This window comes from Tardiphaga sp. 839_C3_N1_4 (genome assembly GCF_051811045.1).
GTDB lineage: Bacteria > Pseudomonadota > Alphaproteobacteria > Rhizobiales > Xanthobacteraceae > Tardiphaga.
On the sequence record NZ_JBPWQD010000001.1, the window covers coordinates 1,893,771 to 1,918,678 of the forward strand.

20 protein-coding genes are annotated in these 24,908 nt (G+C 59.2%); 9 read left to right on the top strand and 11 right to left on the bottom strand.

Going from position 1 to position 24,908, the window contains the following annotated elements:
• Positions 1-46: 46 nt before the first annotated feature.
• Positions 47-1,210, bottom strand: a complete 1,164-nt coding sequence (locus AB8A38_RS09230; RefSeq protein WP_439085771.1) for a DegT/DnrJ/EryC1/StrS family aminotransferase — start codon at positions 1,208-1,210, stop codon at positions 47-49.
• A 243-nt stretch (positions 1,211-1,453) separates the two neighbouring features.
• Here AB8A38_RS09230 and AB8A38_RS09235 point away from each other — a divergent pair, with 243 nt between their 5' ends.
• The 3 genes from AB8A38_RS09235 (at position 1,454) to AB8A38_RS09245 (ending at position 7,948) form a co-directional block, all read left to right on the top strand.
• Positions 1,454-2,065, top strand: a complete 612-nt coding sequence (locus AB8A38_RS09235; RefSeq protein WP_439085772.1) for an NUDIX hydrolase — start codon at positions 1,454-1,456, stop codon at positions 2,063-2,065.
• A gap of 53 nt (positions 2,066-2,118) precedes the next feature.
• Complete coding sequence (locus tag AB8A38_RS09240) at positions 2,119-4,167, top strand: NAD(+) synthase (RefSeq protein WP_439085773.1); 2,049 nt, start codon at positions 2,119-2,121, stop codon at positions 4,165-4,167.
• 127 nt (positions 4,168-4,294) lie between these two features.
• The gene (locus tag AB8A38_RS09245; protein ID WP_439085774.1) at positions 4,295-7,948 is read left to right on the top strand and encodes a glycosyltransferase; all 3,654 of its coding nucleotides are present in this window, start codon (positions 4,295-4,297) and stop codon (positions 7,946-7,948) included.
• Here AB8A38_RS09245 and AB8A38_RS09250 read toward each other — a convergent pair.
• From AB8A38_RS09250 to rfbG, 9 genes are all read right to left on the bottom strand, one after another.
• Positions 7,945-8,940, bottom strand: a complete 996-nt coding sequence (locus AB8A38_RS09250; protein WP_315841421.1) for a GDP-mannose 4,6-dehydratase — start codon at positions 8,938-8,940, stop codon at positions 7,945-7,947. The genes AB8A38_RS09245 and AB8A38_RS09250 overlap by 4 nt on opposite strands.
• Positions 8,941-9,017: 77 nt before the next feature.
• Positions 9,018-11,072 carry a hypothetical protein gene (locus AB8A38_RS09255; protein WP_439085775.1) on the bottom strand — a complete coding sequence of 685 codons (2,055 nt, stop codon included), beginning with the start codon at positions 11,070-11,072 and terminating at the stop codon, positions 9,018-9,020.
• Between the two features lie 115 nt (positions 11,073-11,187).
• Positions 11,188-11,808 carry a class I SAM-dependent methyltransferase gene (locus AB8A38_RS09260; protein WP_315841419.1) on the bottom strand — a complete coding sequence of 207 codons (621 nt, stop codon included), beginning with the start codon at positions 11,806-11,808 and terminating at the stop codon, positions 11,188-11,190.
• Between the two features lie 10 nt (positions 11,809-11,818).
• Complete coding sequence (locus AB8A38_RS09265; RefSeq protein ID WP_439085776.1) at positions 11,819-12,241, bottom strand: GtrA family protein; 423 nt, start codon at positions 12,239-12,241, stop codon at positions 11,819-11,821.
• On the bottom strand, positions 12,241-12,927 hold the full coding sequence (locus AB8A38_RS09270; protein ID WP_439085777.1) for a class I SAM-dependent methyltransferase: 687 nt from the start codon (positions 12,925-12,927) through the stop codon (positions 12,241-12,243). Before AB8A38_RS09270 ends, AB8A38_RS09265 begins: the two co-directional genes overlap by 1 nt.
• 9 nt (positions 12,928-12,936) lie before the next feature.
• Positions 12,937-13,710, bottom strand: coding sequence for a glucose-1-phosphate cytidylyltransferase (rfbF, locus tag AB8A38_RS09275; protein WP_315841416.1), 774 nt, complete (start codon positions 13,708-13,710; stop codon positions 12,937-12,939).
• Positions 13,707-14,705, bottom strand: a complete 999-nt coding sequence (locus AB8A38_RS09280) for a glycosyltransferase family 2 protein (RefSeq protein WP_439085778.1) — start codon at positions 14,703-14,705, stop codon at positions 13,707-13,709. The genes rfbF and AB8A38_RS09280 overlap by 4 nt, the downstream gene beginning before the upstream one ends.
• A complete protein-coding gene (locus tag AB8A38_RS09285) occupies positions 14,702-15,634 on the bottom strand; it encodes an NAD-dependent epimerase/dehydratase family protein (RefSeq protein WP_439085779.1) in 933 nt (310 codons plus the stop codon). Before AB8A38_RS09285 ends, AB8A38_RS09280 begins: the two co-directional genes overlap by 4 nt.
• A complete protein-coding gene (gene rfbG / locus AB8A38_RS09290) occupies positions 15,631-16,713 on the bottom strand; it encodes a CDP-glucose 4,6-dehydratase (protein ID WP_439085780.1) in 1,083 nt (360 codons plus the stop codon). The genes AB8A38_RS09285 and rfbG overlap by 4 nt, the downstream gene beginning before the upstream one ends.
• Before the next feature lie 280 nt (positions 16,714-16,993).
• Between rfbG and gmd the strand changes: the two genes are divergently transcribed.
• The 4 genes from gmd (at position 16,994) to AB8A38_RS09310 (ending at position 21,056) form a co-directional block, all read left to right on the top strand.
• The gene (gmd, locus tag AB8A38_RS09295; RefSeq protein WP_315841413.1) at positions 16,994-18,085 is read left to right on the top strand and encodes a GDP-mannose 4,6-dehydratase; all 1,092 of its coding nucleotides are present in this window, start codon (positions 16,994-16,996) and stop codon (positions 18,083-18,085) included.
• 171 nt (positions 18,086-18,256) lie between these two features.
• Positions 18,257-19,390: a glycosyltransferase gene (locus AB8A38_RS09300; RefSeq protein WP_439085781.1), complete on the top strand. Its 1,134-nt coding sequence runs from the start codon at positions 18,257-18,259 to the stop codon at positions 19,388-19,390.
• Positions 19,391-19,524: 134 nt separating this feature from the next.
• Positions 19,525-20,265, top strand: coding sequence for an ABC transporter permease (locus AB8A38_RS09305; RefSeq protein WP_315844377.1), 741 nt, complete (start codon positions 19,525-19,527; stop codon positions 20,263-20,265).
• Positions 20,266-20,270: 5 nt separating this feature from the next.
• Positions 20,271-21,056, top strand: coding sequence for an ABC transporter ATP-binding protein (locus AB8A38_RS09310; RefSeq protein WP_315841411.1), 786 nt, complete (start codon positions 20,271-20,273; stop codon positions 21,054-21,056).
• 49 nt (positions 21,057-21,105) lie between these two features.
• On the opposite strand, the gene AB8A38_RS09315 is transcribed toward AB8A38_RS09310, so the two are convergent.
• Positions 21,106-21,957 carry an NAD-dependent epimerase/dehydratase family protein gene (locus tag AB8A38_RS09315; RefSeq protein WP_439085782.1) on the bottom strand — a complete coding sequence of 284 codons (852 nt, stop codon included), beginning with the start codon at positions 21,955-21,957 and terminating at the stop codon, positions 21,106-21,108.
• A gap of 104 nt (positions 21,958-22,061) precedes the next feature.
• Here AB8A38_RS09315 and AB8A38_RS09320 point away from each other — a divergent pair, with 104 nt between their 5' ends.
• The gene (locus AB8A38_RS09320) at positions 22,062-23,228 is read left to right on the top strand and encodes an acyltransferase family protein (RefSeq protein WP_439085783.1); all 1,167 of its coding nucleotides are present in this window, start codon (positions 22,062-22,064) and stop codon (positions 23,226-23,228) included.
• 106 nt (positions 23,229-23,334) lie between these two features.
• The gene (locus AB8A38_RS09325) at positions 23,335-24,747 is read left to right on the top strand and encodes a mannose-1-phosphate guanylyltransferase/mannose-6-phosphate isomerase (protein ID WP_439085784.1); all 1,413 of its coding nucleotides are present in this window, start codon (positions 23,335-23,337) and stop codon (positions 24,745-24,747) included.
• The last annotated feature ends 161 nt before the right edge of the window (positions 24,748-24,908 follow it).

Sequence of the window (24,908 nt, forward strand, 5' to 3'; positions counted from 1 at the left end):
TCTCAGCGAACGTCAGCCGGCCGCCGCCTGAATACAGTATTGACGATCAGCGCGAGGCAGCCGACTGCTCTCGCTCGATCATCGGTACGATCTGATTGAGCACGGTCTCAACGACATGCGTCTGCTCATCCTTCGTCAGGGACGGAAACAGTGGCAGGCTGATCGCGCCAGCGCCCCATGCCTCACTGACAGGATAGGCGTTCGACGCAAAGCCGTATTTCTCGCGATAATAGGTCACTGTGGGAACCGCGCGATAGTTTACCGTCACGCCGATGCCGTGCTCGCCCAGAACCTGAATGGCATCGTCCCTGATGGATGGCGGCACGTGGATGACGAACAGATGGCGGGCATGCCGCGAATTACCGATGGTCGACGGCAGCCGGATCGGCGCGTCCGCGAAAGCGCGCTCGTAAACGGCAAACAGGTCGTCGCGCCGTGGCAGTCGTTGATCGATCGTATCGATCTGCGCCGGGAGCAGGCAGGCGAGCAAATCCGGAAGATTGGCCTTCATGCCCATCTGCTTCATGTCCCAGTGCCGGTAGCCACCGAGCTTGAAGCGGTCGATCGCGCCCGCCGACATGCCGTGCATCCGGGTCTGCAACAGCCGCTCGTACAGCGCCGTATCATTGGTCACCAGCGCACCGCCCTCGCCGCAGGTGACATTCTTGGTGGCATAGAACGAGAAGATCGCGCAACTCGAGCGCTTGCCAGGCTTCTCACCGTTCAATTCGCCTTCGAAGCAGTGCGCAGCATCTTCGATAATGGTGATATCGGGTCGGTCTTCCAGCGCGTCCTGCAGCGCGGCGATATCGACCATCTGTCCATACAGGTGCACCGGGATGATCGCGCGGGTACGCGGCGTGATCGCTGCGCGAACGCTGTCCGGATTCATCAGCAGTGTCGCGGGGTCGACATCGACGAACACGGCCTTCGCGCCGATCAGTTCGGCCACATTGGCGGTCGCAATGAACGTCTGGGCAGGCACGATGACTTCGTCGCCGGGACCGATATTGAGAGCCAGCAGGGTGGCAACGGCACCATTCGTCCAGCTATTGACGAGCAACGCATGCTTGGTGCCGAAATACTCGCAAAGCCGATCCTCGACGGCACGACCGACATTTCCCGAGGTCAGAAACGGGGTTTGCAGAACGCTCGCAACGGCGCCGGCGTCGGCGGCCGTCAGGTCATGCCGATAGAAAGGTACGTTCATCCAGAAGGGTCTCCCCGCCACCAGGTTTTCTGCCGCTCTCATACAGCAATTCCCGCAGGAGTCGAAGGCCGAGGCCACCGAAATCCGTTCCATTAACTGGAAATCCCTAGATTCATCATCCGCTTGTGGCCCCCGAGCTCATAAGCCGGTTTGATTGTCGGGCTGAACCGGATATGACATCCCCGGTCTCACAAATGCGTCCTAGCAGGACCGCTCGGGCCCGCTCCTTCGGGAACTCAGATTATGAAAGGGTTAGCTTTGCCGAACGATCACGCGACCTCCAAGCCGCGAACCGTGGAGCGCAGCAGGACCCCGATTTCGCCCTGGGTCAATCTCGAGGCGGTTTCGGCCATCATGCCCGGCGGCACCGAACCTGTGACCTATCACGCGATCGGTCAGGCCGATTACGTCCAGGTGCTGTGCCTGCATGAAAACGGCTCGGTTGTACTGGTCCGGCAATATCGCCCGATCGTCGATTGCTGGACCCTCGAATTCCCCGGCGGCCTGCGGGACGGCGACGAGTCGGCCTCCGAGACCGCCCGCCGCGAGGTTGAGGAAGAGACTGGCCTCACCGTTCTGCACACGGTGAGCCTGCTGGACTGCTTTGCCGACGTCGGCCGGATGACCAACCGCGTCTACGGCTTTGCGGCACTGGTCCGCGGCGACTTTCACCAGACCGAGCCCGGCGTAGAGGCGATGTTCGTGGCCGGCCCCGAATTACGTCGGCTGGCGAACGAGGGACAGCTCGCAATTCCGGGCAATCTGGGCCTGCTCTATCTGGCCGCGGGCAATCCCGAGCTACCCATCATATGCGAGCAGCATGGAATTAGCGAACCGCCCTGGATGATGATTTAGATACAAGCTGCGATGCCCCGTGGCACGACGCCTGCCCAGCATAAGGCCCACCGATGTTCGATAATATCTACAATCATGGCTTCGCACGCGTCGCGGTCTGCATTCCGCAGGTCAAGGTTGCCGAGCCTGCCGCCAATGCGGCCGAGACGATGCGGCTGGCCCGCGAAGCCCATACCATGTCATGCGCCCTCGCCCTATTCCCGGAACTTGGCATCTCCGCCTACACGAACGAGGATCTGTTTCATCAGGACGCCCTGCTTGAAGCGTCCGCGCGCGAGATCAACGGCATCATCGAGCAGAGCCGCGATCTGATGCCCGTGCTGATCGTCGGAGCGCCCTTTCCTCTTCAGGGTCGCCTGTTCAACTGCGCTTACATCATTCACCGCGGCAAGCTGCTGGGCATCGTCCCGAAATCCTATCTGCCGAACTATCGCGAATTTTACGAAAAACGTCACTTTGCCGCGGGATGGCTGCAAGGGTCGCGCGTCGTACAATTCGCGGGACAGGATACGCCGTTCGGCACTGACCTGATCTTCTCCGCGAAGGACATGCCCGACTTCGCTATCCATGTGGAAATCTGCGAGGACGTCTGGACCCCCGTCCCGCCGTCGACTTTCGGCGCGCTCGCCGGGGCGACCGTTCTAGCCAATCTCTCGGCGTCCAACATTACCGTCGGCAAAGCCGACAATCGCCGGATGCTGTGCCGTTCGCAGTCCGCGCGGTGCATTGCCGCCTATCTGTACTCCGCATCAGGCCCCGGCGAATCCACCACCGATCTAGCGTGGGATGGACAGGCAGCCGTGTTCGAGCTTGGCGAGCAGCTCGCGGAAGCCGAGCGCTTCCCGCAGGAGTCCCAACTCATCACCGCGGATATCGATCTTGAGCGGCTGCGTCAGGAACGCATGCGTGTCGGATCGTGGGGCGATTGTGCGGACTCACAGTCCGACAAGGTGACAGCCTTCCGGAAAATCGAATTCGCACTTGCGCCTCCCGTGGAGGACCGCGTCTGCCTAAACCGAGCCATCAACCGCTTCCCGTTCGTGCCGGACGACCCCAAGCTGCTGGATGAAAGCTGCTACGAGGCTTTCAACATCCAGGTCCACGGTCTGGTCACGCGCCTGCGAGCGACCGGAATGACCAAGGTCGTCCTCGGAATTTCCGGCGGACTGGACTCGACCCACGCTCTCATTGTCGCCGCCAGGGCGTTCGATCGTCTGAACCTGCCGCGTCAGAATATCCTCTGCTACACGTTACCGGGCTTCGCGACGTCCAAGCACACCAAAACCAACGCGCATGCCCTGATGAGCGCCATGGGTGTGAGCGCCGAGGAAATCGATATCACGCCGGCCTCGCGACAGATGCTGAGCGATCTCGCGCATCCCAATTCGAAGGGACTGCCCGACTACGACGTGACATTCGAGAACGTTCAGGCCGGTGCACGCACCTCCTTGCTGTTCCGCCTCGCCAATTTTCACAACGGCATCGTTGTCGGCACCGGCGACCTATCCGAACTGGCGCTCGGCTGGTGCACCTATGGCGTCGGCGATCACATGTCGCACTACAACGTCAACGCTTCGGTTCCCAAGACGCTAATCCAACACCTGATCCGCTGGGTGGCCGACCGCCGGGAATTCGGCGACAGCGCATCGACCATCCTGCGGTCGATCCTTGCCACCGAGATTTCGCCCGAGCTGGTTCCCGGTGACGGTGACCATCCTGCGCAAAGCACCGAACAGATTGTGGGCCCATATGCCCTGCAGGACTTCAACCTCTACTACATCACACGATTTGGCTTCCGGCCGAGCAAGGTCGCCTTCCTGTCCTGGAACGCTTGGCGCGATGCGAAGGCGGGCGAGTGGCCACCCGGCATGCTGGAGCAGGACAAGCACTCATTCGAATTGACGGTCGTCAAGAAGTGGCTGCGGACCTTCGTGTACCGGTTCTTTCAGATCAGCCAGTTCAAGCGCTCGGCCATTCCGAACGGCCCCAAGGTCGCATCAGGCGGCTCACTATCGCCGCGCGGCGACTGGCGCGCACCCAGCGATTCCTCGGCCAGGATCTGGACTGCGGAACTCGACGCAAATGTTCCGGATAAGGCCTGACAACGTCTAGTCAGGCCTGCTTGCATTGGCTTCGTCATTGCGGCAGTGGTATCAAATGGCTACCAAAACGGTGTCCGGCCGGCCGTTTCAAAAGACATTTTGACAAGGCTCTTTGAGAGATCTGCAGTTGTTCGGACGCGTCCCACCCATCTTTCAGAACCTTGCTCGGCGACGCTATGGCGCTGCACTGATCAGCGCCGGCATTCCGCTCGGCCTTGTCCAGCGACTTAACAAGGCATCAGGACGCGGCACTACAGCAGAGCGCAGCGCACGTCTTGCACGTTTCCTGACGGTCAAGGCGCTGGTTCGCGCCGGGCTGATGAAGCAGCCGGTGCCGGTCAATCCGCGGGTCAAATCCGCGGGCGCATTGCAGGCAGCCGTCCCGTATGTCGGCGGCCGCACGCAGATCCGCGCGGTGCATCAGTTTCATTCCGGATCCGCCGTAGGCGACGCGGTGACGAACTCGCTCTTTCTGGTTCAGCGTCTTCTGCGTGGTCTCGGCTATGAGAGCAAAATCTTCGTCGAGCACCGCGACCCGAGATTGTCCGACGTGCTTTTTTTGGCGGACGACCTGCCCAATCACGACGACTACGTTCTGATTGTCCATCACTCGATGGGTCATGGCATTCTCGACTTCATCCTGTCGCTCGATGCCCGCAAGATCCTGATGTATCACAACGTGACGCCGCCAGAGTTTCTCGGCGATGCGCCATGGATGATCCCCTATTCCGAACTAGGCCGACGGCAACTGGTCGATATGCGTCCACATATGCTGGCTGCGCTCGCAGACAGCGAGTTCAACATGCTGGAGCTACAGCGTTGCGGCTACGAGAGCCCCGCGGTCAGTTCGCTTCTGTTCGATCTCGACACGTTGCGGCCGCGTGACGCCGGGCAGCCTCCTGCCAAACCGAACGTGACGAACGCCGATCCGTTTACGGTGCTGTTCGTCGGGCGGGTGACGAAGTCAAAGGGACAGGCCGATCTCGTCGACGCCTTCGCGGAATTCGCACGACGATATGCTCGGCCATCGCGCCTTGTCATCGTCGGACGCTTCGACTCGATAGAGGACGCCTACCCCGCCGAAATTCGCCGCCGCGCCGCGCAACATCATCTGGATGAGCACGTTATCCTGACAGGCGCCGTCTCCGATGAGGAACTGCATCGCTGGTTCAATACGGCGCACGCCTATGTATCCCTGAGCTACCACGAGGGCTTCGGCGTTCCGCTGATCGAGGCCATGGCGCACAGCCTGCCGGTTATTGCATGGCCCTGTTCCGCGATCGCCTATACGATCGCGGATGCAGCCATCTCTTTGACCGAACGTTCTGCCAATGCGGTGGCGGACGCTTTGATGCAACTCGCAACAGATCAGAACTTTCGGGACCGGGTCGTCGCACGCCAGCTCGCCTTCATCAGTCGATATGAGCTCAACCGTCATGTCCCGGCGCTGCTGCGCGCACTGGCAGCGGCCGGCGCGAGACTACCGCTCGACCCCGATACGAGGCGTGGGATATTCCGCAATCTGCACACAACATTCGTCGGCCATGTACAAGGCGCCTACAGCCTCGCCGCCGTGAATCGGTCCATGGCGACGACGATGGAAGCTGAACGTCCGGGCCACCAGCGCGTCATACCCTGGGAGAACGGCCCCGTCCCGGACTTCGGCGATGAATCGGCGGCGCAGGCCAACATCATCGCATCGCTGGTGTCACGCGACGAGCCACCGACAGAACCGCAGATCGTCATCAGCCAGCATTATCCCATCTACGTGCCGGACGTGCCCGGGCACAAGTTTGCGATGCTGTTCTGGGAAGAGTCCCTGCTACCGCCGGCCATCGTGGAGGCGCTCAATGAGGACTTCGAGGCCATCCTGGCTCCAACCACATTCGTCACGAAGTCGCTGATCGACTCCGGCGTCTGGCGTCCGATCCTCGATGTCGGCTATGCGCCCGACCTGAGCGGCTATCGCAAGATCGGCCTCGAGCGATCCGCAACGCTTGCCGAACGGCCGTTCACCTTCTTGCACGTGTCGTCCTGCTTTCCCCGAAAGGGCGCAGATGTCCTCATCGCCGCCTATGCGAAAGCTTTTCGCCGGGAAGACACGGTGCGGCTGATCATCAAGACCTTCCCCAATCCTCATAGCGACATCGCCGAACAGGTCGCCAGACTGAGGCGTGAAGATCCGGAGATCGCGGATATCACCGTGATCGAACAGGACTTCGACGACGATCAGATGCTCGCGCTGTTTCGCGACGCCGACGCCATGGTGCTGCCGACCCGCGGCGAAGGCTTCAACCTTCCGGCCGCGGAAGCCATGGCGGCAGGCATGCCGTTGATCGTCACCGGCTATGGCGGCCACGCGGACTTCACGTCATCGGACTATTGCCGCTTCGTGGCATTCCATTTCGCACGCTCGGCAAGCCACGTCGCCGACAATTCATCCTTGTGGGTCGAGCCGGACCTCGACGACCTCACAGCCGCCTTCCGCGAAATTCACCGGGAGCGTCTCGACAGCAACAGCGCGTCAAGGCAGAAGGCCCGGCGCGCGGCCGCCGATATCGAACGCTCGCTGGCGCAGGCACCCTGGGTCGAACGTCTGGTGAACGGCGCCGTGGACGTCATCTCCACACGCGCCAAAACACTGCGCGTCGGCTGGATATCGACCTGGGACGTAAAATGCGGCGTGGCCGAGTATTCGCGCTTCCTGCTCGACAGAATGATTGAGAAGACCGCTCCGGACGCGATCAAGCTCACGATCCTGAGCGACGACCGGACACGGGTCAAAGACGGCGCCACCAGACCGCAGATCGTTCCCGCATGGACCATGCTCGAAGAGAGCGGCGTCATGGATCGTCTGGCGCGCAGCGTGTCAGTCAGTGATCCTGAGGTTCTTGTCATTCAGCACCAGCCCGGCCTGATATCATGGCAGGACCTCGCAAAGCTGCTCCGGGACACACGCCTCGCCACGCGGGTTACGGTCGTCGTGCTGCACTCCGTCCCGACCCTCGCAAAGCTCCCTGAAGACGAACGAAACTCGATCATCGCGGCGCTTCGCCGTTCGACGCGCGTTCTCGTTCACCAAATCGCCGACCTCAATCGCCTCAAGGATTGGGGCCTGATCGCCAACGTCACATACTTCCCGCATGGCGCACCGCAGCGTTTCAATGCTTCCGAAGCTCGCCAACTGATCGGAAGCAGCGCACCGGTCATCGGCTCTTATGGCTTCTTCCTGCCCGGCAAGGGGCTGTCGAAGCTCATACACGCTTTGGTCAGCCTCAGGCAGAAATGGCCGAACATTCGGCTGCGGCTCGTCAACGCCGAGTATGAATCGGCGACATCCACAGACGAAATCGCGCGCTGCAAGGCGCTGGCAAAAACGCTTGGCGTGTTTGAACTGATCGAGTGGAAGACGGATTTCCAGACCGACAACAACAGCCTTGCCCAGCTCGCAGAATGCGACCTGTTGATCCTCCCCTATGATGAGAGCCCGGAATCCGCCAGCGGCGCCGTTCGCATTGCGCTGGCCAGCGGCACTCCGGTCGCTGTCACGCCCGCGGCCATCTTCGACGAGTTGGGGACCGCAGTCGTGAGGTTCGATGGATTTGAGCAGGACGCCATCGACCGCGGCATCGCGCAATTGCTGGGCGATCACGACGCGAGGAAAAAAATGCAAACCAATGCGGCCACATGGCTAGCGCAGCGCAACTGGCAGGTTCTGGCGAGCCGCTTGAACGGCATGCTCCGCGGGCTCCATGCGAGCCGCGCCATAGACCGGTCCTAGCCGCCCTGCAGGATGCGGATCCGCTCATTCACCATCATGTCGACCAGCGCATCGAAACTGACTTTCGGTTTCCAACCAAGCCGCGCAGTCAGCTTTGACGCGTCCGCCTGGGTAAAGGGTGTGTCGACGTTGCGCTCCAGCGCCTGATCGACGACCACGTGGTCCTCCCAGTTAAGGCCGACATGGCGAAACGCCTGCTCGCAGAATTGCGCGATCGAGCGACTCTCGCCAGTGCCGATGATGTAGTCGTCCGGCTGGTTGCTGGTAACGATCAGATGCATCGCCACCACGACATCGCCAGCGAAACCGAAATCCCGGCGAACATGGATATTGCCGAGATGCAGCTTGCCTTCGGCAACGATCGGCCGCTCGCGTTCATCTAGCTCACGAGTCTCCCGCATTCCCAACGAGATAGCCGCCGCCGCATGGGCGATTTTCTGCGACACGAAACTGAGCCCGCGACGCGGGCTTTCGTGATTGAACAAAATGCCGCATGACGCGTGCAAACCTCGCTGTTTGCGAAATGCGCCGACGGTCCGATGCGCGAATGTCTTCGATATTCCATAGGGCGACTGCGGATTGAACGGCGTGGTTTCGCTCTGGGCCTGCCCATGTTCGCCATCGAACATTTCAGACGTCGAGGCTTGAAACAGCCGGCATGAAGAACCTGCCTGAGCCAGCAGGTCGCAAATGCGCTGCGGCACCAGAGCATTCAGAACTGCCGTCTGCTCCGGGTACTGCCACGACAATCCGGGGCGCGTGATCGCTGCAAGATTGTAGATCTCATCGGGCGAAGTGTCGCCGATCAATCGCTTCAGAAATTCGCTGTCAGCGATGTCGCCAGCGTGCCAGGTGACCGCCGGTCTGGTTTCGACAGCCCCGGCCGGATCGCGCGACTGCGCGTGCACGTGATAGCCACGCTCAAGCAACAGCTCGATCAGATAGCTACCGTCCTGTCCGGACGCACCGGTCACCAAAGCTGTCTTGCTCAACGGTCATTCCGATCGAAATCCGGGTTCAACATTTTCAGCGTTTCACAGTTTTTTATCGCAGGACCTGCGTTGTCTCGTCAGTCTAGCGGAATGATACCGATAGCGGAAACGCCCAACGTACCGTTACCCGCAAAGTGCGTCCGGGCCTCGAGATTGATCACGTCACTGGGAAGATCGACGTCGACCGTCACCTCCTGCCCGACCTTGTCGGTTGGGGCAAACGTGCCTTTCGCCAATGTACGCATGCCCTTGCCGGCATCCGGCACTACGACGTCCCATTCCTGCTGACCGGAGCTCGGACCGTATTTGAAGACAAACCTGTATTTTCCGCGCGACAGTGACGCATAGGGCCCGAAGGTGAGATAGCCCGTCTTCGATTTGCCGTCCGCCAGGCGGCCTTCACCGCGGATCGTATCTCCCTCGATCGTCGAAGAAAGCATCGATGCCGGGATCGCAGAACTCTGTTTCTGAAACTTTGCGAAAACGGCGGGAAAGCCGATCCGGTTCGTTACCTCGAACTGCGACACATAAAATGTACTGCTCGATGCGCCCAGACGGAACGACGCGATCGGCTCGATCTTGTCCACATTCGGCCCAAGCAATCGCGCGGCCTCATTGGGATCCTTGATGGTCGAGCTAAGCAAAAACACCTTGCTCTTGTACCACATCGCCTGCGGCGGAAGCTCCGGAAAATTCTGTCCGTGCATCCACCATGCCCGCTCGGTGAAGGTGCTGATCACACAGGCAAGAATAGACCCATAGAGCGGATCCTTGTCCGACGTAATGAACCGCGGAAGGTCATTTCCGGCCAGCAACCGAATGAGCGCATGGGCTTGATAGATCGTCTCGTTCTGTGCGAACGGCCACACAACGAAGAAACGCGCGACAATGACGACAACCAGCGCGGCTGCCATGATCGCCGCCCGCCGCACATAGAAACCCAGACTGAGGGCCAGCGCGATCACCGCCGCCAGAATGCGTCCATCGACGAGATGCTCATCGAGATGCAGGCGCAGATTGGCTGCTAGCGCGAGGACGCAGATCGCAACCACGGAACTGGTAGCCCAACGCGGTAGCGTCCCCCCGATGAGAAACGGCAGACAGAAATACGACGCTGTTAGGAAGAAGGTCATGCGCAAACCTTCACGCATGGTGAAGTTCGAAAAGCCTGCCGCATCGACCGCAAAGAGTGCCGCATAGAGGACGACGACAGACGACAGCCAGACGATGGCTGGACGTTCGAAGCGCACCCGGCCGAGCAGGTTGAGGATCAGCGCCGCTACGGATGCGAGCCAGATGCCAAAGTGGACGGTGACCCAGGGACCATTCCGCAGCAGCGCAAACGGGGATTCCCAGCTCGGATTCGTCTTCAACTCGATCTTGCCGACCGCCAGTTGCTCAAAGAGGAAGAAGAAGCGGCTGCCCCAGATCGCCTTGTTCAGAATGCCGAACAGCAACTGCGCAATGACGGCGCCGACCACGATCCCGGCAATGGTCCAGTTCATGCCCCGGCGTGTGCGTGCCTCCGGGATGCGATACCAGACATAGGCCAATGCAGGCGCAGCGAGGATGGTCGAGCCCAAGTGAATGAACAACATGCAGGCAAAGGCAAATCCCGCCAGCGCCAGTTTGACGAAACGTCCCGCCTGCTCCTTGCCCGCCCACGTCAGCGCGGCCATACCGATGGTGAAATAAGCGAGAACGCCGATATCGACATAGTTCCAACCATAGCCGCGAACGAAGAAAACATCCGTCGCGAACAGCGCAGTGACCAGCATCGCCTTCTGGCGGTCGAAATTCGCAGCGACGAGATAATAGAAACTGGCGGTCGTCACCGCATAGCTCAGGTAGGCCAGAATGAACTTGGCCCATGTCTCGGAGAACAGCGAGAAGATGATGTAGCCGGGAATGAGGTATGGCAACCGGGTCTGGTAGTAGTTGTTGCCGATGAAGGCATCGACATTGCGGTACTGCCCCAGCGACGTGAAGTGGCCGTAATAGAACCAAGTGTCGATATCCGCGACGCGATTGCCCAGCACCTCATAGTTCGCGAGAACCACGACAATCGGAAGAATGGCGAACAGAGCAAGGATGACGCGAGACCCGCCAGAGGACGGAAGCAAGGATGGCAAGAAGGAGGTCCGCGTCATAGTCACCTTGTCGTCTTCAGGTCCTGTTTCGGCGGTCGTTCAGCGCGAGAATCTCGATCGAAAAACCGCCGACATCACGCCACTGGCGTCGCCGAACTCAACTCGTTCCGTGTTTAGTCGCAACGATACTCAGAAATGTGTAGCTGATCCGCGACAGGTCTTCATCGACATACGCTGATAGTGACACGGCGGCGCCCGGGAAGAGCGCCTTGTAGCGCTCAGCAGTGCGGACATACTGGCCGCGATCCCAGTCTAGCAGCGTCTTCCGGAACAGCGTCTGTCCGGGAATATAGCATCCGTCCAGCGTGAAAATTCGGCCGCCCGGGCTCAGCGCGGAGACGGACGCCGCCAGAAGATTGCGTGCTTCGTCGTCGGTCAGGTGGTGCAACAACCCGTTCATCATGATGATATCGACAGGAGTAACTTCGGCCGCTGCAGCCTCGTCGAAGATCTGGCAACGATAGCGATCCTGCGGCTGCTGCGTTTTTCGCGCGCGCGCGATGTAGCGCTCGTCGGTGTCGAAGCCGAAATACTGAGAGGATCTCGGCAGAAAATCCCGCAAGTAGCCGGGACCGCAACCCACGTCGACGATCCGGGTATCCTCCGCGATGGGCAGATACCTCTGCATCGCGGTCAGGCGCGCGCCAAAGAAGCCACCGGCCCTCTGAAAGCCTTGATAGATTTGAGGAATCGCAAGAACGTCACGCAGATCAGCCACTTCATCGTCCTTAGAAAGCCGCGTCGGTTCTAGGTGGAAAGACCCAGTAATTCAACAGCGTGAACGTCAGGACCGGCGCCACGACGATCCCCGAGGCGATGACCGCATAGATCGGCCATTGCATGACATTGGCGGCAATGTAGGAGACCCCGGATACAACCGACATCACCCCGGCCTGGGCGACGCCGTATTTGACCATCTGGCGTTTCCAGGAACCGCCAACCAGAAACGTGAAATTCCTGTGCATTAGAAAGCCCGCCGCAAGGCCCGCGAGGTAGCCGACGCAAGACGCAGCAGAACTCGGCAAATTCAGAAACCGTAGTGCTGCGAGAAATCCGGCAGCATAGACCATGCCGTTGAACAGACCGGAAACCGAAAACCGCACGAGCAACAGACCAAGACGGCGACGATCAGCCGCACTCGGCATTAGCATCAAACGTGGCCCATCGAGAAATATTGAGCACCCAGCGGGAGCCTTCCGAACGACTGATCCAGCATGCGCGTTACCTTGTTGAATGACGGGATGGTCAGAATGAAGCGCGACCGGACATCCTTGAAGCCGCCATTCGCGAGCAACCCTTCGGCTTCAGCGCTCTTCAGAAGAATAGCGTCCTTGTCAAACACGCAACGATTGACCACGCGCATCGTCAGCGGGTTAATGGGATTGTGCTCGAAGATGACGAAGATGCCGCCATCGCGCAGCACGCGCCTGGCGTCTTTGATCAGCGCCGCCCGCGCCGCGACGGGAATATGATGAAACACGCAGACGGCGAACACAACGTCGAACGAGTTCTCCGCGAACGGAATATCCGAGCCATCGAACGCCTTGTAGTTCACATCGGCATTTCTGGTCGTGGCGATCTTGATGCTTTCGCTCGAGACGTCGATGCCCGCAAGCGACCGGAGCGAAGGCCGGAGCAGTGCGTGATAATTTCCAATCCCGCAGCCGAGGTCTAGCACGTCGACCTCTGTCTTGCCGAAGGTCTTGAGCAGAATGTCCTTCAGATACTCTGCCTTAACCCGCGTAAAGTAATCGACGTCCAGCCCCGAAAACGCCAACGATTCGTTGACGAGGGACTTGTAGTCGTTGCTATAGGGATCAAATTCTGGGGCGCTCATGGCGTTATCCTACGACCATTTCTTCCACGGAGGATTCTCGGACCAAAGCTGCTCGAGTTCCCGCTTGTCGCGCAGCGTATCCATGGGTTTCCAGAACCCGGAATGTCGGTACGCGACCAGTTGTCCGTCCTTGGCCAGCTTCTCGAGCGGCTTGCGCTCCCAGATCGTGGTCTCATCCTCAATATAATTGAGCGCTTCCGGCTGCAGAACGAAGAAGCCTCCGTTGATCCAGCCCATCTCCGCATGCGGCTTCTCCAGAAATTCATCAACGCCGCCACCTGCATTGATGTCGAGAATGCCGAAGCGACCCGGGCTCGGTACGGCAGTGATCGTAGCCAGCTTGCCGTGCTTCTTGTGCGCGTCGATCAGCGCTGCGATATCGATGTCCGAAACGCCGTCGCCATAGGTCACGCAGAAGGCTTCATCTTTCACTAGATGACGAACTTTCTGAAGGCGCCCACCGGTCATTGTTTCAAGACCGGTATCGATGACGGTAACCTTCCAGTGTTCTTGCACCGACGTCGACAGGTATCGAATGCTTCCCGTCAACGTGTCGACTTCGATGTCGTTTTCTTCGAGGCGATAGTTCGCGAAGTAGCGCTTGATCATCGAGGCCTTGTATCCGCCGCAGATGATGAAATCCCGGATACCGGCGGCATCATACATTTTCATGATGTGCCACAGAATGGGGCGGCCGCCGATCTCGACCAACGGCTTTGGCCGGAGATCGGTCTCCTCCGAGAGTCTGGTGCCCAATCCGCCGGCGAGAATAATGGCCTTCATTTGGATCGAATCTCCATGTTCTCTTCATGCTCGATAGCAAAGGAATCGATGCGGTCGGAGACAATTGCAACGGGACCGCCGCGTACGGTGCTGAATATTCGGCCGATATATTCACCGAGCAACCCGACGAAGGCTGCGTTCAGCCCGATGGAAGCCAAGGTCAGGAGAACTAGCGTCGTAAAGCCGCGCGGATCGGTTCCGCTGGTGAAGATATAGTCAATCAGATACGCGACCATCAGCAGGATTGAAATGCCGCAGACCGCGAAGCCGAACATCGTGATGTATTGCAGCGGCTTCGTCGACTGGCTGCACACGCCGTCGATCGATAGCGTCAGCAGCTTGAAGAAATTGAACTTGCTCTTGCCGACGGTTCGCTCTGCACGGTCATAGACGATGCCGGCCTGCGCATAGCCGATCGACGCGATGATTCCGCGAAGATATGGCGACCGATCCTCGAAGCTGCGTAGGTGCTCGATGACCGAACGATCGATCAGGCGGAAATCGCCCGCATCGACAGGGACTTCGACTTCGCTCAGCATTCGCAGCAGCCGGTAGTGTATCTTACGCGCCCACAGCAACGCGAGATTTTCCTTGCGCTTACGGCGGATGCCATAAACGACCTTGAAACCGCGCTCCCACTTCTCGAGAAACTGCGTGATCAGTTCGGGCGGATCCTGCAGGTCGGCATCGACCTGAACGGCGGCATCGCCTCGGGTATTCAGCAAATTGAACAGGATCGAGCGCTGGAAGCCGAAATTACGCGAGAACTTGAACACGCGAAGCCGAGCTTCTGCTACCGCATGTTCGGCGAGCTTCGCAAATGTTTCATCGGTGCTGGCATTGTCGGTGACGACGAACTCGAAATCATATGCGGGATTATCGCGGGCAACGCCCTGCAGACGCAGGATCAACTGGTCGATATTTCCCTCTTCGTTGAGAACGGGTACCGAGATAGAAATCAGCCGCCGTTTCGTTTGCTCAGCAGTACCGTTCATGTTCTCGCTCGAATTGTCATACCGTCGATCGCCGCACGTATTCCGCTCGCCAATGTGTGAGCGGGCTTCCAGCCCGTAAGCTCAAAAAGGCGCTGCGGGTCGCCTGCAAAACAGGCAACGTCGTCCGGCCTGGTGCCGATATCGCCGAAACCAAGCAAAGAGCGCGGCGCCCCCAACGTATCCGCAACCGTCTCGGCAAACGCGCGCACCGTCTGCGCATCCCCCGAACTGATATTGACGACGACCTGCGGCTCTCGTTTGACGCACAGCGCCAGTTCGATCAGGGCCGCAACTGCATCGTCGACATATAGCGCATCCCGGCGCTGCAGGCCCGCCGACAGCCGCACGCGCTCATTGTTCTGTAGACTATTCACCAGACTGGGCAGCAGCCGGTGCGGCGCTTCTCCGGGGCCAAATACGCCAAACAGCCGCCCCACGACAAGGGGCAAACCGAGATCTCGCGCCATGGCCAGCGCGCAGAGGCTCGCGGCGGCCTTGGAAGCCCCGTACAGCTTGAACGTTTCGAGAGGCTGCTGCTCCGTCACCGGACTGGTGACGCCCGCGAGGTCGTATTCGCCCCCGCTGCCGCTGATGACCGCAGCCTTCGCCCCGCAGAGTTTGGCCTGCTGCACCACACTCCGCGTCACATCGACATTGACCCGAAACATGGCCTCTGCGTCGCGCTCGGTAGGGTTGACGCCATAGCTAGCCAGATGGAACACGAGATCGAAGGACCGGCCGGACAAGGCATGCGCAATGGCCGACGGCTCGAATTCCGGCACTACGATAGTCGCGCTCACACCATCGACGGGAGTATCGGAGCGCTGCAGCGAGGTGACGGCATAGCCCAGCCCCGCAAGATGCCGGGCCAAGTGGCGACCGATGAAGCCGGTCGCTCCGGTTATCAAAACTGCGCCGGAATGGGTCAACGGTTCGGCGCCATCATGTTCTGGAACGACTTGATTTGCGCGAATGTCATATCGCGTGCGCGCGCAGGAGCTTCGTAGTAATCCCTGTACCAATCAACGGTCCACGTCAGCGTGTCTTTGACCGCGAGACGCGGTCGCCAGTTCAGGCGCTGGAGCGATTTCTCGATATTCAAGCGCAGCAATTGCGCCTCGTGCAGCGCCGCGCGCTCCACTTCCACCGGATGCTCGGGCAGCTTCCACAACGTCAAGGCCAGCTTGACGAGTTCGCTGACGGTCAGTGTGCTTTCAGCCATCGGGCCGATATTCCAGGCGTCGGCAATATCGCGCTCATCGGCAAACAGTCGCGCGCCCAGCTCCAAATAGCCCTCGCACAGTTCGAGAACATGCTGCCAGGGCCTGACGGCGGCAGGATTGCGCAGCTTCAGCGGTTGCCGCGCGGCCAGCGCGCGCACTATGTCCGGGATTATCCGGTCCGCGCACCAGTCCCCGCCCCCGACAACATTGCCGCCACGGGCTGTCGCAATCAGAGGCACGCCACCAGCGCGATGAAAATTGCGCTGGTACACATAAGCGACCAGCTCCGCGCAGGCCTTGCTGGCGCTGTAGGGGTCGAGCCCGCCCAGCCTGTCACCCTCGACATAAGGATGATTTTCTTCCTTATTCAGATAGACCTTATCGGTTGTCACGCAGACAACCGCTTTCACTGAGCTGCATTGTCGGCAGGCATCGAGCACAGCCGCAGTGCCAACGACATTCGTCGCAAATGTTTCAATTGGGTCGCTGTACGACTTGCGGACCAGCGGCTGCGCGGCGAGGTGAAAAACAATTTCCGGTGCACAGGCCTCGACGGCCTGCCTGACATCGGCGGCATTACGGATATCGATGATCTCCGAATGCATCAGATCGCCAAGACCTATCGCGTTGAACAGGTTGGGAGTTGTTTCCGGCTCGAGGCTCATGCCGTAGACATCGGCACCGAGCAGATGCAGCCAGCTGGACAGCCAGCCCCCCTTGAATCCGGTATGGCCGGTGACCAGTACCTTGCGGTTCCTGTACACAGTTTCAAATTGGGACGACATCGTCTCTCTCGGTATTCCGGATCGCGGACAGGCTCCGGCCCAACCGCCCTCAAATTCGCACAATCTACCGCGAAGGCTTACCTGCTTATGGGCTCCGCGGATATGCTCACAGGTAAAAAATCAGTGGGATTGCATGGGATTTGATCGCCATGCTAAGGCGTGCCGGTCCGATCAAAATAGTTGATTTGACTGGCAAATTGACTATTCACTGGGGTTGCAGTCGACAGCTCCCATCGCAACAATCTGAGACCCAATCTCCCTTAGCAGAGCGGCTTGCACCATGTCTTCTAAAACCGCATTGATTACCGGTATCACCGGCCAGGATGGCGCCTATCTGGCGGAACTCCTGCTGGCCAAGGGCTATGCGGTGCACGGCATCAAGCGGCGAGCCTCGCTCTTCAATACTGATCGGATCGACCATCTCTATCTCGACCCGCACGAGCAGAATTTCGACCTCACGTTGCATTATGGCGATCTGACGGATTCCTCTGCATTGGTCCGGATTGTTGCCGAGGTGCAGCCTGACGAGATTTACAATCTCGCGGCCCAGAGCCACGTGGCCGTGTCGTTCGAGGAGCCGGAATACACCGCCAATTCGGATGCGCTCGGCGCGCTCCGCATGCTCGAAGCTATCAGGATAGTGAAGCGTGAGAAGACCACTCGCTTCTACCAGGCATCGACATCGGAACTCTATGGCTTGGTACAGGAAATTCCTCAGAAGGAGACCACCCCCTTCTATCCGCGATCGCCCTATGCAATCGCAAAACTGTATGCCTACTGGACCACGGTCAATTACCGCGAGGCCTACGGGATCTATGCCTGCAACGGCATCCTGTTCAATCACGAGTCCCCTCTGCGCGGCGAAACGTTCGTCACGCGCAAGATCACGCGCGCACTCGCGCGCATCCACCTAGGTCACCAGGAGCGGCTGTATCTCGGCAATCTCGACGCCAAGCGCGACTGGGGACACGCCCGCGACTACGTCGAAATGCAGTGGCTGATGCTACAGCAGGAGACCGCGGAAGATTTCGTGATCGCGACCGGTGTCCAGCATTCGGTGCGTGATTTCGTCGACCTTGCGGCCGCCGCGATCGATCTCAAGATCCGGTGGGAAGGCACCGGCGTCGATGAAAAGGGCTACGATGCCGCATCCGGGAAATGCATCGTTGCCGTCGACCCACGGTACTTCCGTCCCACCGAAGTTGCGACCCTGCTAGGTGACGCCTCGAAGGCCAAGCAGAAGCTCGGTTGGCATCCGAAGACCACCTTCGAAGAACTCGTGACCGAGATGATGACGGAAGATCTCAAGCTCGCAAAGCGTGACGAGCTGATCAAGACCCACGGCTTCCGCTACTTCACGCGCCGGGAATGACGGCTGATCGCTTCGGCACATGGCTCGAAGCACTCTCGATCGTCATAGAGGCTCTAGACCCCGCGCGGTCCCTGCAACAGACGTCTCCCTTTTCGCTCCGCTCTGTCTGAAGCCATTCGTGGCGGACGTCCCTCGGATAGGATAGTCCGTCTCCGACTGAAACATCTCATCATGAAAGTCCTTCACAGCTACAAGATCTATCGACCCGACGTGGATGGCGGCATCCCATTCGTGATCGCCGAACTGTGCAAGTTTCCGCACGATAAGGTTGACAACGCTATCCTCGTCGCTCGCCGCAAGGGCTTGTCACGCGAATACGAGAATGATGGCGTGCCAGTGGAAGCCGTGACGTCTCTCGGAACGTTTTTTTCGACACCATTGGCTCCAACATTTCCACTTCGACTGCTGCAGCGCGGGAAGTCCTGCGACGTTGTCGTCCATCATGCTCCTTTCCCGCTCTCGGATCTGGCAGTTGCCCATCTGCCCGCAAGCACGGCGCTGATCGTCTACTGGCACGCGGACATCATCGGCTTTTCGCTGCTCAGCAAGCTGGTCACGCCGGCGATCATGGCGACGTTGCGCCGGGCCGATAAAATCGTCGTCAGCCATGAATCGACGGCGCAAAGCTCACCGATCTTGGCAAGCTTCCGCGAGAAATGGGTCGTCGTTCCCTACGGCGCCGACGTTGACGCCTGGAGCAGTTGCACGGCTGAAGAGCAGGCCCGCGCGCAGGAGCTGAGGCAACGGTATCCTCGGATGATCCTCGGAATCGGCCGCCTTGTCCCCTATAAGGGATTTAAGCATCTGATTGCAGCGCTTAGCGACCTTGATGCGCAGCTTGTACTCATCGGCGAAGGCGAACTGCGCAGCGAACTCGAACAGATGGCACTGAGACTGGGAATTGCGGATCGTGTGACATTCGCCGGCCGGATACCAACCAGCGAGGTTAAGGCCCATCTGTATGCCGCACGCGTCTTCGCGTTCCCCTCGGTGACACCCGCTGAAGCGTTTGGTATTGTCCAACTTGAAGCGATGGCGGCCGGATTGCCCATCGTGAATACTGCACTCCCCACCGCCGTTCCGCACGTCGCCAGGGATGGTCAGGAAGCCATCACCGTGCCGGTCGATGACGTTGCGGACCTGACGTCGGCGCTTGAACGTATCCTTGACGATCCCTCGCTGGCCAAGCGTCTTGGCGATGCCGGTCGCAAGCGGGCACACGAAGAATATGGCCGGGAGCGGTTTCTCTCCCGCATGAAAAACGTCTACGAAGATGCAGTTCGCCAGCGTCGCTCGGGGCGATGACGAAAGATCGGGTATCTCTACACATGTCACAAACGCTGCACGCACATAGCAGTTCAAACGCCCCCGTTGTCAGCCACAGCGGCGGCGACAACGCACTGTCGACCGCGACCGAAGACATCGTATCGGGACTCGGGATGTGGCGGCTTTGGGTGCGGCTCGGGTGGAACGATATCCTCCAGCGCTATCGCCGATCGCTGTTGGGACCGTTCTGGCTGACGGCCAGCATGGCCATCATGGTGGTCGCGCTCGGCGTCGTCTATGCCGAGCTCTTCAAATCGCCGATCGACGAATTTCTTCCGTTCCTCTGCGTGGGACTTCTGGTCTGGACGTTCCTGTCCAGCTTTCTGACCGAGGGCGGCACCCTGTTCACGGGCGCCGAGTCCTACATCAAGCAGATCCGGCTGCCCTACACGGTCTACGTCTATCGATCGACCTGGAGCAAGTTCGTCATCTTCGCTCACAACTTCGTCATCTACTTCGGCGTGCTACTGTACTTTCAGATCTGGCCCGGGCCCGTGATGTTGCTGGCGATCCCGGGACTGTTCTTCATCGTGCTCAACGGCGCGCTCGCCACCATGTTTATCGGAATGCTGTCGGCGCGCTTCCGTGACATTCCGCAGCTCATCAATTCGATGGTTCAGATTGTCTTTTTCATCACCCCGATTTTCTGGAAGCCGGAGCTACTGAAGAACAAGGCCTTCGTTGCCGACCTGAATCCGTTTTTCCATCTCATCGAGATCGTTCGCGCGCCGCTGCTTGGCACCGCACCATCCATGAAAAACTACGTCGCCGTTCTACTGATCACGGCGATCAATCTGACTGTTGCGGGTGCGTTCTTCACACGCTTCCGTTCACGTATTTCCTACTGGGTCTGACAGTCATGCGTATCGCCGGAAGCACATCCGCAAATGAGACGTTGCTCGCGCTCGACAACGTCAGTGTTTCATTTCCGATCTATCATGGCGGTTCTCGCTCATTGAAAAAAAGCCTACTGTTTCGCGGCTCTGGCGGACAGCTCGCCAGCGACGCCAATCAGCGGATCTCGGTCGAAGCGCTGCGGAATGTGACGCTCAACATCGAGGCCGGCGACCGCGTGGCACTAATTGGTTCCAACGGCGCAGGAAAGACAACTCTGCTGCGTGTGATGGCCGGCATCTATGAGCCTGTTGCGGGCATCGTACGGACCCAGGGACGCATCTCTCCGATGTTTGACATCAGCCTCGGAATCGACGGTGAGGTCAGCGGCTATGATAATATCAGGTTACGAGGACTCATCCTCGGCCTGACGGCTCAGCAGGTTGAAGAGCGGATCGCCGAGATCGTGGAGTTTACGGAACTCGGCGACTATCTGGATATTCCGGTCAGGACCTACTCATCGGGCATGATGACGCGTCTGACATTCGCCGTTGCCACCTGCTTCGCGCCCGAAATCCTGCTGATGGACGAATGGATCGTCGCCGGCGATGCGGGATTTCTCGCAAAGGCTCAACACCGTATCGAATCCTTTGTCGAAAGCGCCAACGTGCTCGTGCTGGCATCCCACAGCCCGGAGATTTGCAAACGCTGGTGCAACAAGGCGATCTGGATGGACAAAGGACAAGTTAGAGCGATCGGCCCGGTCGACGATATGATCGAGGCCTATACGTTCGACAAGGAAATTGTCTGAGCGCCTAGGCGCGCAAACATGACTTCGCTCACCCTCGCATGTTGTATCGCTACAGGTTATCGAAGCGCGGACGAAAACCGCGTGGATTCCAACCGAAATCCTCACGCGCGGGCCTAGCGTCAAAAGTCATGTCTTTCGACATCCGGGTTCCCATGGAGGCGTTCGCATTCGGGAGCCAGCGCTGCAGCAAGAAGAAAGCCACCCGCCAAAGCGCCACCGGCACCGGAACGATCCGTCGCGGCTTCCCAAGTCCGTCAAAGATCCGGCCCACCATTTCGCGGTAGCTGATCGTATCTCCCCCCGGCAGCGCATAGGTGTTGTTCCAAGCCGCCCGACTGGCTGCGGCTTGAAGCGCACCAACGGCCAGGTCCTGCGCGTGCACCGGTTGCCGTAGTCCTGCTCCCCACCCCGCCAAGGGCAGTACACCGAACTTCGCTATCAACCGGGCAAGTCGCGAAATATTCGCATCGCGTCCTTCATCGTAGATGATGGTCGGGCGTAAAACCGTCCATGCGATGCCTCGCTCTTCGCAAAACGCAATCGTCGCCGCCTCTCCTGCAGCCAGCCGTTGAAGTCCCTCACGCTCGTATGCCACATCGGAATTAAGCTTGGTAACGACGCTGGAGGATGTGAAAAGCACGAGGCGCTGAACGCTCGGACCTACCAGATGAGGGAGCCCGGCGGCGAGCGAGCCCGCATGGGCGGTACAGTATATTGTGGAAAAATCAGGGAGAGCCAGTGCCGAAAGGTCGGTTAGATCGCCGCGAAACCAGCACACGTTGCGGGCATCTTGCGCCGGCGGCGAACGCGACAATGCAAACGGCATTTCCCCGGCCTGCAGCAGTTGTTCGACAATGTGTCCCCCGACGACGCCGGTGGCGCCTAGCACAATGCTTCGCATAAGTGTCTAATACCTTTCGGGCCATCCTATTTGACACTATGGCCCCGGAATAAAAGTCTGATCACACCGTCCGCACCCAGTACATCGGATCGAGTACTTTATAAATGCAATCGAATGCGCCTGCAGCTCCATTGGACACCAACCGGAACAACCAGTTGGACGGCCTTAGAGGATACGCAGCTCTCGTCGTCGTCGTGTTCCATACCATTCTGGGCATCGACCCGACCCAGATTTCCCGCATTCTCTATGAGAGCATTCTAAAGATCGATGACACCTACGGGCGTGCGACAAAGATCGTACTCAAGCTATTCAACGGCGAGACAGCAGTCGTTATTTTCTTTGTTCTCAGCGGAGCCGTTCTCTTCAACAGCTTGCGGAACAATACTGAACGCTTCGCACCGATGTCGCTTAAGTTTTTGGTGCGCCGTTTCCTGCGTATTTATCCCGCGCTGTTCGTCTGCCTTGTCGCTTGTGCAGTCGTGTTTCCCCCCGCAGGCATTCCTGTCTCATTCGACAGGTTTCTCCTGAATGCTACGCTCTACGAAATAACGATCAACGGTGCGACCTGGACGTTGAACGTCGAGTTCATTGCAGCGATCTTTCTTCTGCTCGCTTATGCCGGGTTCCGGCTGGGCGGCGAATGGGGCCTGTTTGCCATATCGCTCGCCCTTGTTGTGATCTTCAAGGCCGCCTGGCTGAAACCCTACATGATGTACTTCAAGCAATTCTGGGTCTGCTTCGCACTCGGCGCGCTGATCCCAACACGAGCTGGCGCCTGGATCGCGCGTTGCCTGCCGTCGTGGGGCTGGCTCGTGGCTCTTCTGATTGTGATCATCTTCAGATCGACCCTTCAGCACGTCGCTGCGGCAGCGCTGGTGACCGCACTCTATTACGGCAAGGGCGGCTCATTTGGCGTTTTCCTTGAAAGACCCGTATCCGTCTTTCTCGGACGAATCAGCTACAGTTTCTATCTCTTCAACGTCGTCTTTCTCGAAGTCATCTGCCACTATCTGCGCAGCCAGCCATGGGCAGTAGCTCGCCCGATTGAGGTCGGACTAGCGACTTCTCTTGTTATCATCCTGCTGACGATCCCGGTCGCCTGGCTGTCGGTCAAGCTGATTGAGGAACCCTCGATCCGCCTTGGCCGCCGCCTGACGTCTACCCGACCGGATCGCCACGCCCCCCCTGCATTGACCCAGCCGATAGAGTCACCGGAGAGACTGGTAACGCCGCTGCACTCAGTCCCCGATCGCTCACCGCAGGCTTCCTGAGCGGGCTTCCGTTCCATTGACGAGGGCATGGCCGGTCGTTGATATGCGACGACTTTGCCGGATGAAGGTTTCCGACGACGGCATGGCGATAAAGGCCCGGTAACTGATGAACAAGCGCATTATTCCCCTGATCATGTGTGGCGGAGCCGGAACCCGGTTGTGGCCGTCATCGCGCGAAGGACGTCCGAAGCAGTTTTTGCCTCTGTTCGGAGCCCGCTCGACCTTTCAGGATACGATACTGCGTGTCTCGGACCCCATTTTATTCGAGCGTCCCATCGTAATCACCAGCGCCTCCTATCGCTTCATGGTACGTGAGCAGCTCGATGAGATCGGGCTCGACGCCGATGTGCTGCTCGAGCCCACGCGCCGCGATTCCGGACCGGCGATCGCAGCTGGCGCCGCCTTCGCGCAGACACGCGACGAAGATGCTGTGGTACTGGCGCTTGCCGCCGACCATGTCGTTACGGACACGCCCGCCTTCGTTGCTGCCTGCCGTCAGGGACTGGTCGCCGCCGATAGCGGTCATATTGTGACGTTCGGCGTCAAGCCGGAACGGCCGGCCACGGAATACGGCTACATCTCGCCGGGACGGCCGATCGCTGGCGATGTGAAGAGTGTATCCAAATTCGTCGAGAAGCCCGACCTCGCAACAGCAACCGGCTATATCGAGGCCGGCTATCTCTGGAACAGCGGCAACTTCATGTTCCGCGCGGCGATGCTGCTGGACGAATATCGCAACGTTGATGCGGATAGCGTTGAAACCATCGCTGAGGCTATCGAGAAGGCCGGGCGTGACCTCGGCTTCTTCACCCTCGATGCCCGCGCCTTCGGCAAGGCGAAGTCGATCTCAATCGACTATGCGGTGATGGAAAAGACCACACGGGCCTCCGTCGTGCCGGTGTCCTGCGGTTGGTCGGATGTTGGTTCATGGCTTGCGGTCTGGGAGCTCTCTGCAAAAGACGCGCAGGGCAATGCTGCACAGGGCGTCGCAGTGTTCGAGGACTCGCGCAACTGTCACGTCGCGAGCGATGGCCCGGTGGTCGCACTGGAAGGCGTCGACGATCTTGTGGTGGTGGCGACGCAGGACGCGGTCCTGGTATCGCGCCAAAAGGATGCCAATGGCCTGAAGCGCCTCGTTACGAAGCTGAGGGTGGCCGCACCACAAGTCACTGAAGACCATCTCAAGGTACATCGCCCGTGGGGGTCGTATCAATCACTCGTGGATGGCGCGCGCTATCAGGTCAAACGTATCGTGGTGAAAGCGGGCGAGAGACTGTCGTTGCAGATGCATCACCATCGCGCCGAACACTGGATTGTGGTGCGCGGTACAGCCAGAGTGGTTGTCAGCGAACTCGTCAAGATCGTTCACGAGAACGAGTCGATCTACATTCCGCTCGGTGCCATCCACCGGCTGGAAAATCCCGGCAAGATTCCGCTGGAGCTGATCGAAGTACAAACCGGCAGCTATCTCGGCGAGGACGACGTCGTCCGGATCGAGGATGACTACAAGCGCGTATAAGTCCAAGCAGAATACCTTCAGACATACGCAAAACTCCAAATACTGCCCGAGTATTCAACCAGTTATGCGGATGCTCAAGCGATCACGCGAGCTCCTCCAAAACTGCAACCATTTGTAGCGTTCCGGTCCCAAGGATTTTCGCACAGCTTACCGGGGATGCA